Raw genomic sequence first — 14,101 nt, forward strand, 5'->3', positions numbered from 1 at the left:
ACCGGCTTCTTGCTGTCGAGGGAGCCCCTGCGTCGCAGGTTGCGTCCGTCGGCGCCGGCGCGGATCGCCCGGCGACCAGATCGGATACTGCAAATGAAAACGGCGGCGGCTCCTTCCGGGGCCGCCGCCGTTTTCGTCTGCGTGCGAGGCCGCTGCCTCAGCTGTCGAAGCGGCCCGAAGCGTGCGCCAGCATCGTGTAGACCTTGCCGGTGTCGGAGGTCAGGTAGGTGTGCGTCAGCCGGTTGTCCGGGTCGTTCTTGGACACGTCGCCGAGCAGCGTCTCGAAGTCGCCGATATAGCGGTCGACGGCCTCGCGGAACGTCGTGTCGCGCTGATATTTCCGGCGGATCTCGTCGAAGGTCTGCTGGCCCTTCATCGTGTAGAGCCGGCGCGTGAAGACGTTCCGCTCGCCCTTGCGGTAGCGATCCCACAGTTCGACCGAGGCGTTGTGGTCGATGGCCCGGGCGATGTCGACCGACAGCGAGTTCAGCGAGTCGACGACATGCTCCGGCGAACGCTCCACCGGCTGCGAGGCGGGGGCCGCCGGCCGGGCCGGGGTGGCTGCGGCGGCGGGCGCCGCTTCCTCCTCGTCCCGGGACGCGCGACGCAGCAGGTCGGAAACCCAGCCGCCGCCCGGCCGCGATGCGGCGGCCTGCGGGCCCTGCGGCTCGGCCGGCCGCGCCGCCGGACGCAGCTGCGACGGCTGGGCGGTCTGGGCCGGCTGCGCGGATTGCGTCCGATCGTTTGCACGCATTTCCGGGGAACCGGCTGCCGCGCCGGTGGTCGGCGACGGCGTCCGCGCCGGGGCATCGTAGTTCGAGCCCCGCAGGTCGCGGGCGAGATTGCCGTCGGTCATGAAGGACGCAGCGATCTGTGCTTCGACGTCGCGCTCTTCCTCTTCGCTGAACAGCGCCTCCTCGTCCGGCTCCGCCGGCTTCGGCGCCCGTGCGCCTTCCGGCGCCGGGCGCGACGGCTCGAGGCGCTGGGCGGCCGGACGGGACGCCGCCTCGGCCGCTGCCGGCTGCGAGGAGCGGGACGACACGTCGAAAGCACGGCCGGACTGCGAGACGATGTCCGACAGGTCCTTCAGTGCGCGGATCTGGTCGGCCACGGCCCGGCGCATCGCCTCGGTGGTCTCGCGGGTCTCCTCCGGCAGTTCGAAGACGCCGCGCCGGATCTCGTTGCGGGCGCTCTCGAGCTCCTGGCGGATCTCGGCGGCGGTCCGGCGCATCTCTTCGGTGGCGCCGTGGAAGCGCTGGGTGGCGTCCTCGACGACCGACTGGATCGAGCTGCGCATCGCTTCGGCCGCGGCCCGCGAGCGTGCCTCGGCGCTCTGCATCTGGGCATCGGCCTCGCCGAGCTTTTCGCCGACCTCCGAGGAGAGCCGCGCGGAAACCAGGCGCGAACGCTGCTCGGTCCGCTCGAACAGGCCCTCGATGACCTCCTCGAAGGAGCGCATCAGTTCGCCGATCTCCTCGGAGCGCTTGACCAGCCCCGCCGAGAGTTCCTCGATGCCGCCATGGCCGTTCTCCAGCGTCGAGCGCAGCGTCATCTCGCTGGCCTCGATCAGCTTGACGGCATCGGACAGGACCGCGCCGTGCTCCTGGAAGCGGTCGGCGATGCCGGCGACCTTCGAGAAGGCGCTCATCGACAGGTGGTCGAGGCGTTCGACATTGCTCTCCAGCAGGCGCGAGGAGAGCGAGATCGAGTTGGAGGCCTGCTCGGCGCCCTGGGTGAAGCGCGTGCCGGTCTCCTGCAGGGTCGCATCGATCGCCCCCAGATTGCTGGCGGCTTCCTGCACCAGGCCGCGCAGCGAACCGCTGGTCTGGGCGAGCCGCCCGATGAGACCGCCCACCTCGCGCTGCAGTTGGTCGCGCATCTCGGCGACCAGGCCGACAGCCGTCGTGGTCTTCTCGTCGAAGGCCCCGAGGATCTCGCCGGACGAAGCCGTGAGGCTCTCGATCGTCTCGCTGGCGCGGCGGCCGAGCGCGGCGACGAGGGCAGCGTTTTCCTCGCGCATCCGGTCGGACGCATCGCGGGTGCTGCGCTCCAGCAGCCGGGCGAATTCCGAGCCGTTCTCGCCGAGCTGGTCGAACATCGGCCGCGCTTCCTCGTCGAGGACGCGGGAGATTTCCGACGTGCGGGCGCTGAGCAGGGCGGCAAGCGTGCGGGTCTTCTCGTCGATGTCGTCGCCGAGCATCTTGGCGCGGGCGTCGATCTCCTGCTCGGACCGGGCGAGCCGGGCGACCAGTTCCTCGCCGACATTGCCGGCGCTCTCGAGCAGCTGTTCGCGGGCCCGTTCGGTCTCGACGCGGATCGCGCCGGAGATCGAGGCGAGCTGGCCGGCGAGTTCGCCGCCGCGTGCCAGTATCTCGGTGCGGGCGTTGTCGGCGTCGCGCAGGAAGGTCTGCGACGCTTCGGCGAGCTGTGCGTGGATGGTGCGGGTCGCTTCCTCCAGGTCGGTGCGCAGCGGGTTGGCCGCGAGCATCTCCGACAGCTTCTCGGCGACGGCGGCGAGCTCCTCGGTGAAGCGCTGCGAGCGCTGTTCGAGGGTCTCGGCGACCCGATCGGTCTCGCTGCGGATCTGGTAGGAGGCGCCGGACAGGCGACGGGCAAAGCCGTCGGTGTTCTGCTGCATGGCGGTCTGCGCCGCCTCCGTCAGCTCGCGCATGCGCTCGGCGGCGCTTTCCACCTGCGTGGCGATCTCGCCTGCGTCGGTGACGAAGCGGTCGCGGCCTTCCTGGCCGGCCGCGCGCAGCCTGTCGCTGGCCTCGCCGACGCTGGCGACGAAGCTGCCGGTGTTGCGCTCGAACTCGCTGGCCACCGCCGTCGTGATGCCGGCGAGGCTGTCGGCGAGGGCGGCGCGCTGGGCGGCGAGGCCACTGCGCACCTCTTCCGCCTCCGCCTGCATGCGGCCGGACAGGTCGGCGATGGATTTCGCCAGTTCCTCGGCCTCCGTGGCAAAGCGGTTGCGCGACTGTTCGGACAGCGTGCGGATGACTTCCGCGGCGCCGCTGATGTTCTCCGCGATCCGGCCGCCTTCGCCGACCAGCGAGGCGCTGGCATCCGAAGCCTTGGCCGCGAGGTCGTCCGCCAGGGCGCCGAGACGCTCGGCAAGCCGGTCGGCCTCGCCGGACAGGCGCAGGCGCGCGTCTTCCGTGGAGGTGAGGAATATCTCCTCGATGCCCTCGACGCTCTCGGCGATCTTGCGCGTTTCGCCCTCGAGGTTTTCGCGGGCCCGCGCGGCTTCCTCGCCCATGGCGGCGGTGGCGGTCGCGATGGTCTGGCGCAGCGTCTCGGCGATCGTGGCGGTGCGGGTGTTGAGCGTGCGCTCGACATTGCCGAGGCCGCGATCCAGCGCGGTCGAGATGGCTTCGGTGCGCTGGTCGAGGGCGCCGGTGAGGCTGGTCGACCCGGTCTCGAGCGCCGCAAGCAGTTCGTCGCGACGGATCTCCAGCGAGGTCGAGACGTCGCCGACGCTCTGCTCGATGACCCGGCGGACGTCGTCGGCGCGATCGCCGAGCGTGGCGGCCGCCGAACGGGCCGCTTCCTCGACAATGCCGGCGATGCTGTCGCGGCGTTCCTCGAGCGCCGACGCCAGCCGCAGGTCCGCCTCGAAGATCGCCTCGGCGATGCCGTTGACGCGCTCCTCGATGGCTGCCGCGATCGAGTTGCGGCCGTTGTCCAGCTGTTCGCCGAGGCGCGCGGTGCGTTCGTCGAGGCCGGCGAGCAGCGTGCCCTCCGAGCCGTCGATGATGCCGTGCATGGCGGCGAGGCGTTCGTCGAGGCCGTCCACCAGGATCGACCGCGCGTCCTCGATGACGCTGCGAAGCGCCGCCGTGCGCGCGTCGAGGCTTTCGCCGACGCGCATCACCCGCTCGCCGATCTCGCCGGCCAGGGTCTCGGTGCGAATGTCGAGATCGCCGATGAGCGTGCCATGACCTTCCTGCATGATCGCGCGGATTGCCTCGACGCGGCCGTCGAGGCTTTCGCCGACGCGCATGACCCGCTCGCCGATCTCGCTGGAGAGCGTCTCGGTGCGAAGGTCGAGATCGCCGATGAGTGTACCGTGGCCTTCCTGCATGATCGTGCGGATGGCCTCGAAGCGGCCGTCGAGGCCGTCGCGAAGCGAGATCTCGACCTCTTCGGCGGTCGAGCGCAACTTGCCGACGCGCTCGTCGAGCCCGTCGACGAGGAGGCCGAGCGCGTCCTGGACGGCGGAGAGATGGGTGCCGGCGTCGATCGCGATGCGCTCGCCGAAGCTGCTGGTGCGAGCGTCCATCTCCTCGCGGAGCCGTTCGGTGTTGCGGTCGACCTCGCCGACAATGGCGAGGCGCGAGCCGTCGATCACGCCGCTCAGCGACTGCACGCGCTCGGAAAGGTCCTCGGCGACACGCTTGACCGCCGCGTCGAAGCTGCCGGAGATCCCGGCAATGCGCTCGTCCAGCGAAGCGAGAAGGTTCTGGTGAGTCTCTTCCGAGAGGCTGCGCAGCACGCTGGCGCGCTCGTCCAGCGTCGTCCGGATCGCCTGATGGCGCTGGTCGAGGCCGGCCAGGAGATCGTCCTGCGCGGTCGCCAGAACCGTCTGGCTGGCGGCGAAACGGTCGGCCAGGCCCATGGTGAGCGCCCCGGTCCGCTCGTCGAGACCGCCGATGAGGCGGGCGGACTCGTCCTCGATCGAGTGGTGGAACTGCCCGACGCGTTCCGACAGCAGGCTGGCGATCGCCTCGATGCGCTGGTCGAGCCCGTTGACGAGGCCGTCGCGGCTCGCCGCGACCAGTTCCTCGATGGCTTCGCGCCGATCGTCGAGCAGCCGCGCCAGCGATCCGGTCCGATCCTCGACGCCGCGGGCAAGGGCGCCCTCGGCGTTGCCGATCAGGTTTTCCATGCGGGCCACGGTGTCCTCGATGGCGCGCGTCAGCCCGGCGCTCTTTTCTTCCAGGTTGCCGAGCAGGCTCTGCTGGGCGAAGGCGAAGGTCGCCTCGAGATCCTCGCCGTGGCCGGCGATGGCCTTCTCGATCGAGACCACGCGGCCGTCGAGCGTTTCGCGGAAGCCGGCGGTGCCCCGGTCGACCGCGGCCTCGATCTCGTCGCGCCGCTGCGACAGCAGGTCTTCCAGCCGGGCCGCGGCGCGCTCGATGGCGGCATCCATGTCGCCGGCCTTCTGGGCGATGCTGTCGATCCGGCCGTCGCTGGCGAGGTCGAAGGCGAGCAGGCGGTCGTCGACGGTGCCGGCGAGGTGGCCGGTCCGCTCGTCCATCAGCGCGGCGAAGGCGGCGATGCGCTCGTCGAAGAGGTGGCGCAGTTCCTCGGTGCGGCCCTCCAGCGTCGACTGCGCCAGGGTGACGGCGTCGCCGGCCTTCATCGTCAGTTCGGCCTGGCCGCTGGCGAAGGCGCCGGCGATGTCGCGGGTGCGGTCGGCGAGGGTCCGTGCGAACTCCAGCGAACGGCGCTCCAGCGCGTCGGCAATCCGGTCGCCCGAACGGTCGATCGCCTCGCTGCGCTGGTCCAGCGCCGCGACGAGGGAGTCGCCGCGCTCTGAAAGCGCACGCTCGATGGTCTCGATGCGGTGGTCGAGGCCGCCGAGCGTCCGCGTGTTGGCATCCTCGAGCAGACGGCTGGCGCGCTCGGTGCGCTCGCCGAGGCCGAGTTCCAGCGTCTCGATGAAGCGCTGGGAATCGGCGTCGAGGCGCTCGCGGCGGCTGTCGACGGTGTCGACGAGGCTGGTCAGGAAGATCTGGTTCTTGTCGCCGATCTCGCGCATCCGCTCCTCGAAGGCTTCCTCGAGGCTGGCCAGGAAGGTCTGGCCCTCCATCGCCAGGCCGATCGAACGGCCGTCGAGCGCTTCGGTGAGGTCGGCGAGGAACTGCTGGCTCTCGCCGGCGAGGCTCTGGCCGCGGGCCTGCATCAGGCCGGAGACGGCGTCGCCCGTGGCGGTGAGGCGTGCGGTTACGTCCTGGCCGATCTCGGCCAGACGGCCGACGATGGCGCGGGAGCGGGAATCGAGGTCTTCCATCCGCTCGTCGAACTGCCGGCCGACGTCCTCGCCGGTGGTGATCAGGCGGTGGGTCGCGTCGTCGGCGCTCTGGCCGAGACGGGCGACGAGGCTCTCGGTGTGCGCGGTCAGGCTGTCGTTGGCCTTGCGGCTGCGCTCCTCGAAGGCTTCCACGAGATTGCCGCTGCGCGCGGCGAAGTCCTTGTTGAGGACCTCGCTGCGCTCGTCGAGCAGGGCGGTGAAGCGATGCGAGGCATCCTCGATGCGCTGCAGGATCTGGTCGGAGGCGCGGTCGACGTCCTCGACCAGGCGCTGGTGCGACCCGACGACGGTCGAGCGCAGGCGCTCGCCATGCGAGAGCATCGCCTCGCGCTCGGCGCCGAGGTCCTGCACCAGCGTGCGGATCTTCACCTCGTTGTCGGCATAGGCGCGTTCGAGCGCGCCGACTTCCTTGTGGACGATGTTCTCGAGATCGGATGTGCGGGCCAGCGCCCGCTCGACGCCCTCACCGAGGGCCGCGACCTCGCGGCGAACCGCCTGGCCGACGCTCATCACCCGCTCGGTGGCGACGGTCTCGGGTTCGGCGAGCCGCAGCGCGACCTCGGCCAGCGACCGGCTCATCAGCCGCAGCTCGGCGGAGCGGCGCACCATCACGGCGAAGGCGAAGATCAGGAGGACCGGCACGAAGGCGACCGCGGCGAGCAGCGCGATCTCGCCCTGCCGCGACGGGTCGGTGACGCCGGCGGTCAGCGAGGCGACGTCGTAGAGGCTGTAGGCGAAGTAGCCGGTGACGGCGAGCCACACGGCCGAGACGGCGAGGGCGATCCACAGGGGCGCCTTGGAGGCGCGGCGGTTGAGAAGCGCATCGGCCATGACGGTCGAGCGACGCTCCTCGTCGTTCGCCGGCGGCTGCGCATAGGCGCGCGGGGTCTCGCTCGCGGCAGCCGGGCGACGGCCCGGGACGGCAGCGGCCGGCGGCATCGAGGCGTGGTCGCCGGCTTCCCGCCGAAGGCCGACCGTCTGCGACGAGGGGGCCGATTCCGCGGTGACATCGACGCTTTCGGCATCGCTCTCTTCGACCGACGCCGACGCATCCGTCTCGTCGTCGCGGAGCTGACCGGCGGTCTCGCTGATCTGGCGCTCGAACTCATCCAGGGAGAACGCGACCTCGGCGGACTGGGTCGACTCGTCCTCCACGAGGGTTCCCGAAGCCTGCCCCGTCTCGTCGCGAATTTCCGGTTCACCGAGATCGGCCCGAAGAGCCGCCTCGAGTTCGTTGACTGCCTCGTCCGAAAGCTGATCGATGGGATTGGTCTTAGACATGGCCGTCGCGCCTCAATACTCGTTACTACGGACCCACTTTTGCCGAGGGTCGCCAACGGACGTGCACGAGGGGTTGGAAGCCCCGTCCGATTCCGGCATGCTGGCCGTCGGCGGTAGGCGCATAGCCTCCAGCCGGCAGTTTCGCATGATCCATGGTAGATAGCGACTGCATCGAAAGAAACCGTAAAACCGCCGGATACCTACAAGTTTAAACATAAGGTTAACGGCGTTACGAAAATCCTCACGGTTACGGCCCGGGCCCCTTGTGGCGCCGGGGATGCTGGCGCAGGCGCCGTGCCGCGGGCGCGCGCCGTTCGCTGCAACATGCGCCCGCCGGTTAATCCTTCATACATGCTGTCGCCAGATGATGGGTCATCCCCGTCGCAGGCCGGCATCAGCCGGAAACCCCACGCCGGGCGGGCTTCGGGCCCTGAAGGAGACGCAGATGATCCTGGCGGCGCTGAAGGCGGAGAAGGCCGAGACCGGCGACAAGCCTGCCACATCGCAGTGCCCGTCGCGGCGCCGGCCGATCGACCTCGTCCATCTGGCCCGCCAGACCTGCGGCGACCGGGCGCTGGAAGCCGACGTGCTGGGCATGCTGAGCCGGCAGCTGGATACGCTGCTGCGCCGGATCGACGGCGCGCGGGACGAGGAGCGGCGGCAGATCGCCCATGCGCTGAAGGGCACCGCCCGCAATGTCGGAGCCTTCCGGCTCGCCGACAGCGCCGAACGCTACGAAAGCGCGCCGCGCGACGCGACGGCGCTGGCGCAGCTGCGCCTGGAAGCGGAAGCGGCCGCCAGCTTCGCCCGCTCGCTGATCGAGTAAGCACGGCGCGAATCCACGCGGCTCGCGAGAGTTGACTTTGCGGTCCGTCAGCCCCTAACAGACCGGCAGTCTGCCGCCTTCGGCGGACCGGCCCGCGCGCAGATGTGACGGCGCCGGCCAGCCGGGTGCGCGGCCGATCCCGCCTCGTCTCGTTGCCCGCAGCGGGGAAGGGCGACGTCGTCGCCCGCAATCATCGAACGAGAGACCATCGCTCATGGCCAAGCTCACCTTCGTCACCCACGACGGTCAACGCTACGATATCGACGCTCCCGTAGGGACGACGGCGATGGAGAACGCCATCCGCAACGACGTTCCCGGGATCGAGGCGGAATGCGGCGGCGCCTGCGCCTGCGCGACCTGCCACGTCTATGTCGACGAAGCCTGGTTGGCGAAGACCGGCGAGCCGGAGGCGATGGAGGAGGACATGCTCGACTTCGCCGTCGAGATGCAGCCGAATTCGCGCCTGTCCTGCCAGATCAAGATCCGCGAGGATCTCGACGGGCTGGTGCTGAGGATCCCCGAGCGCCAGGCCTGAGCGAACCGCCGGCGGCTTCCCGCCGCGCAACCGCCCTCGGCTCTACCGGCCGTATTCCTGCATGGTGCGGTTGAGCGCGCGGCGCAGCCGGAAGTTCACCTCGCGGCCCTCGATCGTGTCGAACTCGATCTGGGCGCGCTCGTGCGAGGCGAGATAACGCTGGGTGACGTTGTTGACGTCCGCCTCCATGGCCGCGCAACTGGGCCGCGGCCGCAGGTTGCGGATCGCCATCTCCATGCGCTTCAGCCACTCTCGCGCGATCTCCGCGTGGCGGTTCTCGTGGCGGCGGATGTCCTGCTCGAGCGTCTGCCACACCAGGATGGTTTCCGGCGCGACCCGCCTCGGCGGCGTCCAGCGCGGCAGGGTCATGTTGAGCGTCAGCCCGAGATTGGTCTGGTCGACCTTGCAGCCGCCGGCAACCCGTTTGTAGGTCACCTGTCCGTCGAACTTCACCTCGGTCGCGCCGGGATGGCGAAGCCCGGTCTCGGCGACATAGGGACCGCTGCGGCTCAGGTCCCGGTCGAGTTCCTCGAGCGTCGAGCCCTTCACGGCGAAGTAGGTGGTCCGCTGGGTGACCGTCGCCGCCTGCGCCCAGCCGGCGTGGGCCAGCCCGGCGGCGAGCGCCGCGACGCCGATCAGCAGGCCCGTTTTCGTCCGCATTTGCTAGGATCCTCTGCCCGAAACGAGGCTCACTATACCTGAAGGCATCAGGCTAACCCATCGGTGGCGCAACACAACCCGCCTCGCGCGCAATTGCGCGGCACGCAGCGGCACGTTACCGACGATGCAGGAAGACACCAGCTGGCAGGAGCGTCCATGGACGTCATCGAACCGAGGGGCGGCAACTGGGCCGTCGGCCACGGCCGCAGCATCGCGCTCGGCGGGCAGGCCTGCATCATGGGCATTCTCAACGCCACGCCGGACAGTTTCTCCGACGGCGGCCGCTACGCCAGCGTCGAGGCGGCCGTGGCGGAGTCGCTGACGATGGTCGCCGAGGGCGCCACCATCGTCGATATCGGCGGCGAGTCGACGCGGCCGGGCGCGACCCCGGTGGACGCGCTGGAGGAGCAGCGGCGGATCCTGCCGGTGATCGAGGAACTGGCGCGCCGCTCGGACTGCCTCATCTCGGTCGACACCTACCGCTCGCAGACGGCCCGGCTGGCGGTGCAGGCCGGCGCCCACATCGTCAACGACGTCTGGGGGGCGCAGAAGGACCCCGAGATCGCCCGCGTCGCGGCGGAGACCGGGTCGGGCCTTTGCATGATGCACACCGGCCGCGAGCGCCAGACGCTTCCCGACGTCATCGAGGACCAGTTCCTGTTCCTGCGCCGCTCGCTCGAGATCGCCCGCGCGGCGGGTGTCGCCGACGACGCGATCGTGCTCGACCCGGGCTTCGGCTTCGCCAAGGACGGTCCGGAGAACATGATCCTGATGGCGCGCTTCGCCGAGCTGATGAGCCTCGGCTTCCCGCTGCTCGTCGGCACCTCGCGCAAGCGCTTCGTGCGTGGCGCGATCGGCCGCGAGGACCCCGAGCCCGACATCGCCTCAGCGGCGACCTCGGTGCTGCTGCGCGAGCGCGGGGCGGACATCTTCCGCGTCCACAACGTCCCGGCCAACCGCGATGCACTGATGATCGCCGACGCCATGCGCCGGGCGCTCCGCGGCGAGCGGTGGTGAGCGTCACCGCGCTTCTCGGGCTGGGCGGCAATATCGGCGATCCGCGGGCGACGATGGCGGCGGCGCTCGGCCGCATCGACGCGAGGCCGGATTGCGACGTGGTCGCCGTCTCGCGGCTCTACCGCACGCCGCCCTGGGGCAAGACCGACCAGCCGTGGTTCTTCAACGCCTGCGCCGCGGTGGCCACGACGCTGCCGCCGCGCGACCTGCTGGAACTGTGCCTTGCGACGGAGCGGGAATTCAAGCGCGAGCGCCGCGAGCGCTGGGGGCCGCGCACGCTCGACCTTGACGTCCTCGACTACGGCGAAATGCCGTACGCGGACGACGCGCTGATCCTGCCGCATCCGCGCGTGACGGACCGCGCCTTCGTGCTTATCCCGCTGGCCGAGATCGCGCCGACGCTGCGGATCGGCGGCCGCACGGTGGCAGAATGGGCAGCCGCGGCCGATCCCGAGGGGATCGAGCCGGCGAGCCGCGATGGCGAATGGTGGCGCGAGCCGGGCGCGCCCGGCTGACGGCGCCTCAGTCGGCGAGGGCGCTCTGGCGCACGGCGCCGGTGCGCTTGAGGTTCATGCCGATGACCGGCACGAGGTCGGAGGCGACGCGGACGGAGACGGTGATCGCCATCGTGTCCTGGTCGGCGAGGCGGGCGATCATCGCGCCCTTGAGCTGCTTGCGGTCGAGGCCGACGACGATCCGGTCTGCACCGACGTCGCCCGAGACGATGTCGAGGCCCTTGCCCTTGGCGCCGTCCTGGAAGGCGCCGGTGTAGTTCTTGCCGGCGCGCACGACCTCGGCGCGCATCGGCTGGGAGAACATCCCGACCCGGCAGGAGCCGTCGAGCGCCATGCCGACGCTTTTCGGATGCTGCGTGCCGGCGAAGTCGCAGATGAACTTGGTGCCCTTGTACTTGCCGGCGACGATCTCGCCCGGCCCCGACCACTGGCCGACGACCTGGCGGAAGAAGGTCTCGTCATTCTCGGCGTGAGCCGGCGAGGCGAGGCCGGTGGCGGCGGCGATCGCGAGTGCGAGACCGGCCTTCAGAATGCGGGACATGGGGCTAACCTTCCTGACGGGCGCAAGCGGCTGTTTCACCGACGTTTATCGCTCGTAAGGGTTAAGCAAGCCTTGCTGCGGCGTTTACAATTCGTTCGGATTTGCCCCGGAGGCCTGTCGGCGGGAAGCGGCGCCGCCCCCGATCGTGACCAGTTCCGACAGGACGTCGCCGATGCGCGGGCGCCGCATCCGCAGGAATGGCAGCGGCCGGCAGAGATCCATCGCGGCGAGGCCGACGCGCGCAGTGAGAAGGCCGTTGACCACGCCTTCGCCCATCCGCGCCGACAGCTTGGCCGCGACGCCATGGCCGAGAAGCTGCTGCATGACGCCGTCGCCGATGGCGATCGAGCCGGTCACCGCCAGGTGCGCCAGGACGTCGCGGGTCAGGCGGATCAGGCCGAGCGTGCCGGGCCGCGCGCCGTAGAGCTCCGACATGCGGCGGATCAGCTTGACGGTCTCGAACAGCACGTAGGCGACGTCGACCAGCGCCTTTGGGCTGACCGCCGTGACCACCGAGACGCGCTTGGACGAGGCGAGGACCAGCGTGCGCGCGGCGGCGTCGAGGGGCCCGAGCAGTTCGCGTTCGGCCAGCGCGATCAGGTCGGCGCCGTCGATCACCTCGTCCTCGAGCGCCGCCAGGCGCGCCCGGCCATGGGCGGTCTCGGGGCGTCCGGAGAGGAGCGTCGACAGCGACCGCACCACGTTGCGGGCGTCGTCGGCGGCGTTGGCCTCGTAGGCGGCAAGGCCCTCCTGCCGTTCGCGGTCGACGGCCGACAGGCGCATCAGGCCGATGGCTTCGCGGGCCGCGACACCGACGGCGCCAATCACCAATAGGACGGTGACCGCGACCGCCAGCCAGCCGAGGCAGTCGTAGCGCGCAAAGAGGTCGCGGATCAGCGCATCGATCGCCAGCGCGACGCCCAGCGACACCAGAACGCCCAGCGCGCCGATGAAGAGCTTGCCGAAGGAGAAGCCGCGCCGGCGCCGGGAGGCAGGCACGACCTCCAGGGCGTCCAGCGCCTGGCGCTCGATGGCGTCGTCCGGCTCGAGCGCGACGCGTGTCAGGTCTTCGATCGCCCGCGGGGCACGGGCGGGTGCGACAGGCTCTTGCGGGGCCGGGGTGCGCGCGAGGCCGGCTTCGTCCAGCCGATAGGCGCCGGGTCGCCGGCCCGGGCGGGATACGTCGTCGTTGCTCATGCCAGCCGGTCTCCCAGGAGGAACTGCAGGGCGCGGTCGAGGCGGATGTGCGGAAGCGACAGCGTCAGCCCATCGGCGGTACGCTCCAGCCGCGGCGGCCGGAACCGCACGAAGCGGATCCCGTCCGCCGGCCTGCCGGAATCCGGCAGGAACAGCCGGGCGGGATCGGTTGGCAGGTCGCCGGGGAACACCGCCGTCTCGGTTTCGCCGTCGAAGGTGTCGCGGCCGATGGTCTCGCCGGCGGCGGGCGTGCCGACGATCACCGGCAGGCGGTCGTCGCCGTCGGTGACGGTCGCCTCGCGGGTGGCGCGGACCGCCGCCAGCGCCAGGACATCGGTCTCGGCGCCAGAGAACTTCGCCCGGGCGATGGCGTCGTCGAGCAGCCGCCGGACGATCGCTTCGAGCGGGCGGTGGCTGTCGCGGTGCAGATGGTCCGCCTTGGTCGCGGCGACGAGGATGCGGTCGATGCGCCGGGTCAGGAAGGAGCCGAGCCAGCTGCTGCGGCCGGGCCGGAAGCAGCCTAGAATGTCGGCGAGGGCGGTTTCGAGGTCGCGCACTGCCTCGGGGCCGGCATTGATCGCCTGCATCACGTCGACCAGCAGGATCTGCCGGTCCAGCCGCGCGAAATGCTCGCGGAAGAACGGTTTCACCACCACGGTCTTGTAGGCTTCGTAGCGCCGCGCCAGCAGCGCGGCGAGCGAGCCCTTCGGATAGGTCCGGCCCGGCTCGACCGGCAGCGGCGCGAAGGTGAGCGCGGGCGAGCCTTCGAGGTCGCCGGGCATCAGGAATCGTCCGGGCGGCAGCGTCGACAGGGCGGTGGAGTCGTCCCGGCAGGCCTTCAGGTAGTCGGCGAAGGCGGCGCTGAGCGCCTGGGCGGTCGGCTCGTCCGCCGGCTGGGCGAGATCCAGCCCGTCGATCAGCGCGAGAAAGCGTCTAGCCATGGCCTGGCGCGAGGGCAGCCGGGCCCGTTCCAGCGCCTCGGCGGAGAAGCGGGCGAAATCCTTCTCCAGCAGCGGCAGGTCCAGCAGCCATTCGCCGGGGTAGTCGACGATGTCCAGCGACAGCCGGCCGCCCGAGAACATGCGCGACCAGCCGGAGGCCGACTCGTACTCGATGGTGAGACGCAGCTCGGAGATCGCCCGGGTGGATTTCGGCCAGGCCCGGTCCTCGAGGATGGTGCGGATGTGCTCCTCGTACTGGAACCGCGGCACCGCATCGTCCGGCTGCTCCTCGAGATAGCTGCGCATGATCCGGCCGCTGGCCTGCGCCTCGAACAGCGACAGACGGCCGCCATGCAGGAGATTATGGACGAGCGCCGTGATGAACACGGTCTTGCCGGCGCGCGACAGGCCGGTGACGCCGAGGCGCAGGCTGGGGTGGAAGAGGCCGGCCGTGCGGTCGGCGAAATTGTCGAGGACGAGCCGCGCCTCGTCGGCAAGGGAGGTCATGAACGCGCGGGTTTCCTCTGCTCTGGCTGCGGGACCGATATAGG

At 70.6% G+C, this 14,101-nt stretch carries 9 protein-coding genes; 4 read left to right on the forward strand and 5 right to left on the reverse strand.

The annotated features are described in order from the left end of the window. Window positions 1-157 precede the first annotated feature (157 nt). Entirely contained in the window at window positions 158-7,318 is a 7,161-nt protein-coding gene (locus LXB15_RS07680) for a hypothetical protein (protein WP_233952152.1), read from the reverse strand. 445 nt (window positions 7,319-7,763) lie between these two features. Here LXB15_RS07680 and LXB15_RS07685 point away from each other — a divergent pair, with 445 nt between their 5' ends. Both LXB15_RS07685 and LXB15_RS07690 read left to right on the forward strand, forming a co-directional pair. After that, the gene (locus LXB15_RS07685; protein WP_233952154.1) at window positions 7,764-8,144 is read left to right on the forward strand and encodes an Hpt domain-containing protein; all 381 of its coding nucleotides are present in this window, start codon (window positions 7,764-7,766) and stop codon (window positions 8,142-8,144) included. A 214-nt stretch (window positions 8,145-8,358) separates the two neighbouring features. Continuing rightward, complete coding sequence (locus tag LXB15_RS07690) at window positions 8,359-8,679, forward strand: 2Fe-2S iron-sulfur cluster-binding protein (protein ID WP_233952156.1); 321 nt, start codon at window positions 8,359-8,361, stop codon at window positions 8,677-8,679. Window positions 8,680-8,721: 42 nt separating this feature from the next. Here LXB15_RS07690 and LXB15_RS07695 read toward each other — a convergent pair whose 3' ends face one another. Next, window positions 8,722-9,339, reverse strand: a complete 618-nt coding sequence (locus LXB15_RS07695; protein ID WP_233952158.1) for a DUF922 domain-containing Zn-dependent protease — start codon at window positions 9,337-9,339, stop codon at window positions 8,722-8,724. 156 nt (window positions 9,340-9,495) lie between these two features. Here LXB15_RS07695 and folP point away from each other — a divergent pair, with 156 nt between their 5' ends. Together folP and folK are read left to right on the forward strand one after the other, a co-directional pair. Then, window positions 9,496-10,356, forward strand: a complete 861-nt coding sequence (gene folP / locus LXB15_RS07700) for a dihydropteroate synthase (protein ID WP_233952160.1) — start codon at window positions 9,496-9,498, stop codon at window positions 10,354-10,356. Beyond that, complete coding sequence (folK, locus tag LXB15_RS07705) at window positions 10,353-10,871, forward strand: 2-amino-4-hydroxy-6-hydroxymethyldihydropteridine diphosphokinase (RefSeq protein ID WP_255696790.1); 519 nt, start codon at window positions 10,353-10,355, stop codon at window positions 10,869-10,871. The genes folP and folK overlap by 4 nt, the downstream gene beginning before the upstream one ends. Before the next feature lie 7 nt (window positions 10,872-10,878). Here the strand turns inward: folK and LXB15_RS07710 are convergent, their stop codons facing one another. From LXB15_RS07710 to LXB15_RS07720, 3 genes are all read right to left on the reverse strand, one after another. Further along, on the reverse strand, window positions 10,879-11,412 hold the full coding sequence (locus LXB15_RS07710; RefSeq protein WP_233952162.1) for a hypothetical protein: 534 nt from the start codon (window positions 11,410-11,412) through the stop codon (window positions 10,879-10,881). 84 nt (window positions 11,413-11,496) lie between these two features. Next, window positions 11,497-12,609: a YcjF family protein gene (locus tag LXB15_RS07715; protein WP_233952163.1), complete on the reverse strand. Its 1,113-nt coding sequence runs from the start codon at window positions 12,607-12,609 to the stop codon at window positions 11,497-11,499. Next, entirely contained in the window at window positions 12,606-14,057 is a 1,452-nt protein-coding gene (locus LXB15_RS07720; protein ID WP_233952165.1) for a YcjX family protein, read from the reverse strand. The genes LXB15_RS07715 and LXB15_RS07720 overlap by 4 nt, the downstream gene beginning before the upstream one ends. Window positions 14,058-14,101: the final 44 nt, after the last annotated feature.

Source organism: Aurantimonas sp. HBX-1, from assembly GCF_021391535.1.
In the GTDB taxonomy this organism is placed as follows: domain Bacteria; phylum Pseudomonadota; class Alphaproteobacteria; order Rhizobiales; family Rhizobiaceae; genus Aurantimonas.

What these genes read in the sequence shown, in the direction of transcription:
- LXB15_RS07695 (WP_233952158.1), bottom strand. Translation starts at nt 9,339, where the DNA reads ATGCGGACGAAAACGGGCCTGCTGATCGGCGTCGCGGCGCTCGCCGCC.
- LXB15_RS07680 (WP_233952152.1), bottom strand. Translation starts at nt 7,318, where the DNA reads ATGTCTAAGACCAATCCCATCGATCAGCTTTCGGACGAGGCAGTCAAC.
- LXB15_RS07690 (WP_233952156.1), top strand. Translation starts at nt 8,359, where the DNA reads ATGGCCAAGCTCACCTTCGTCACCCACGACGGTCAACGCTACGATATC.
- LXB15_RS07710 (WP_233952162.1), bottom strand. Translation starts at nt 11,412, where the DNA reads ATGTCCCGCATTCTGAAGGCCGGTCTCGCACTCGCGATCGCCGCCGCC.
- folP (WP_233952160.1), top strand. Translation starts at nt 9,496, where the DNA reads ATGGACGTCATCGAACCGAGGGGCGGCAACTGGGCCGTCGGCCACGGC.
- LXB15_RS07685 (WP_233952154.1), top strand. Translation starts at nt 7,764, where the DNA reads ATGATCCTGGCGGCGCTGAAGGCGGAGAAGGCCGAGACCGGCGACAAG.
- LXB15_RS07715 (WP_233952163.1), bottom strand. Translation starts at nt 12,609, where the DNA reads ATGAGCAACGACGACGTATCCCGCCCGGGCCGGCGACCCGGCGCCTAT.
- LXB15_RS07720 (WP_233952165.1), bottom strand. Translation starts at nt 14,057, where the DNA reads ATGACCTCCCTTGCCGACGAGGCGCGGCTCGTCCTCGACAATTTCGCC.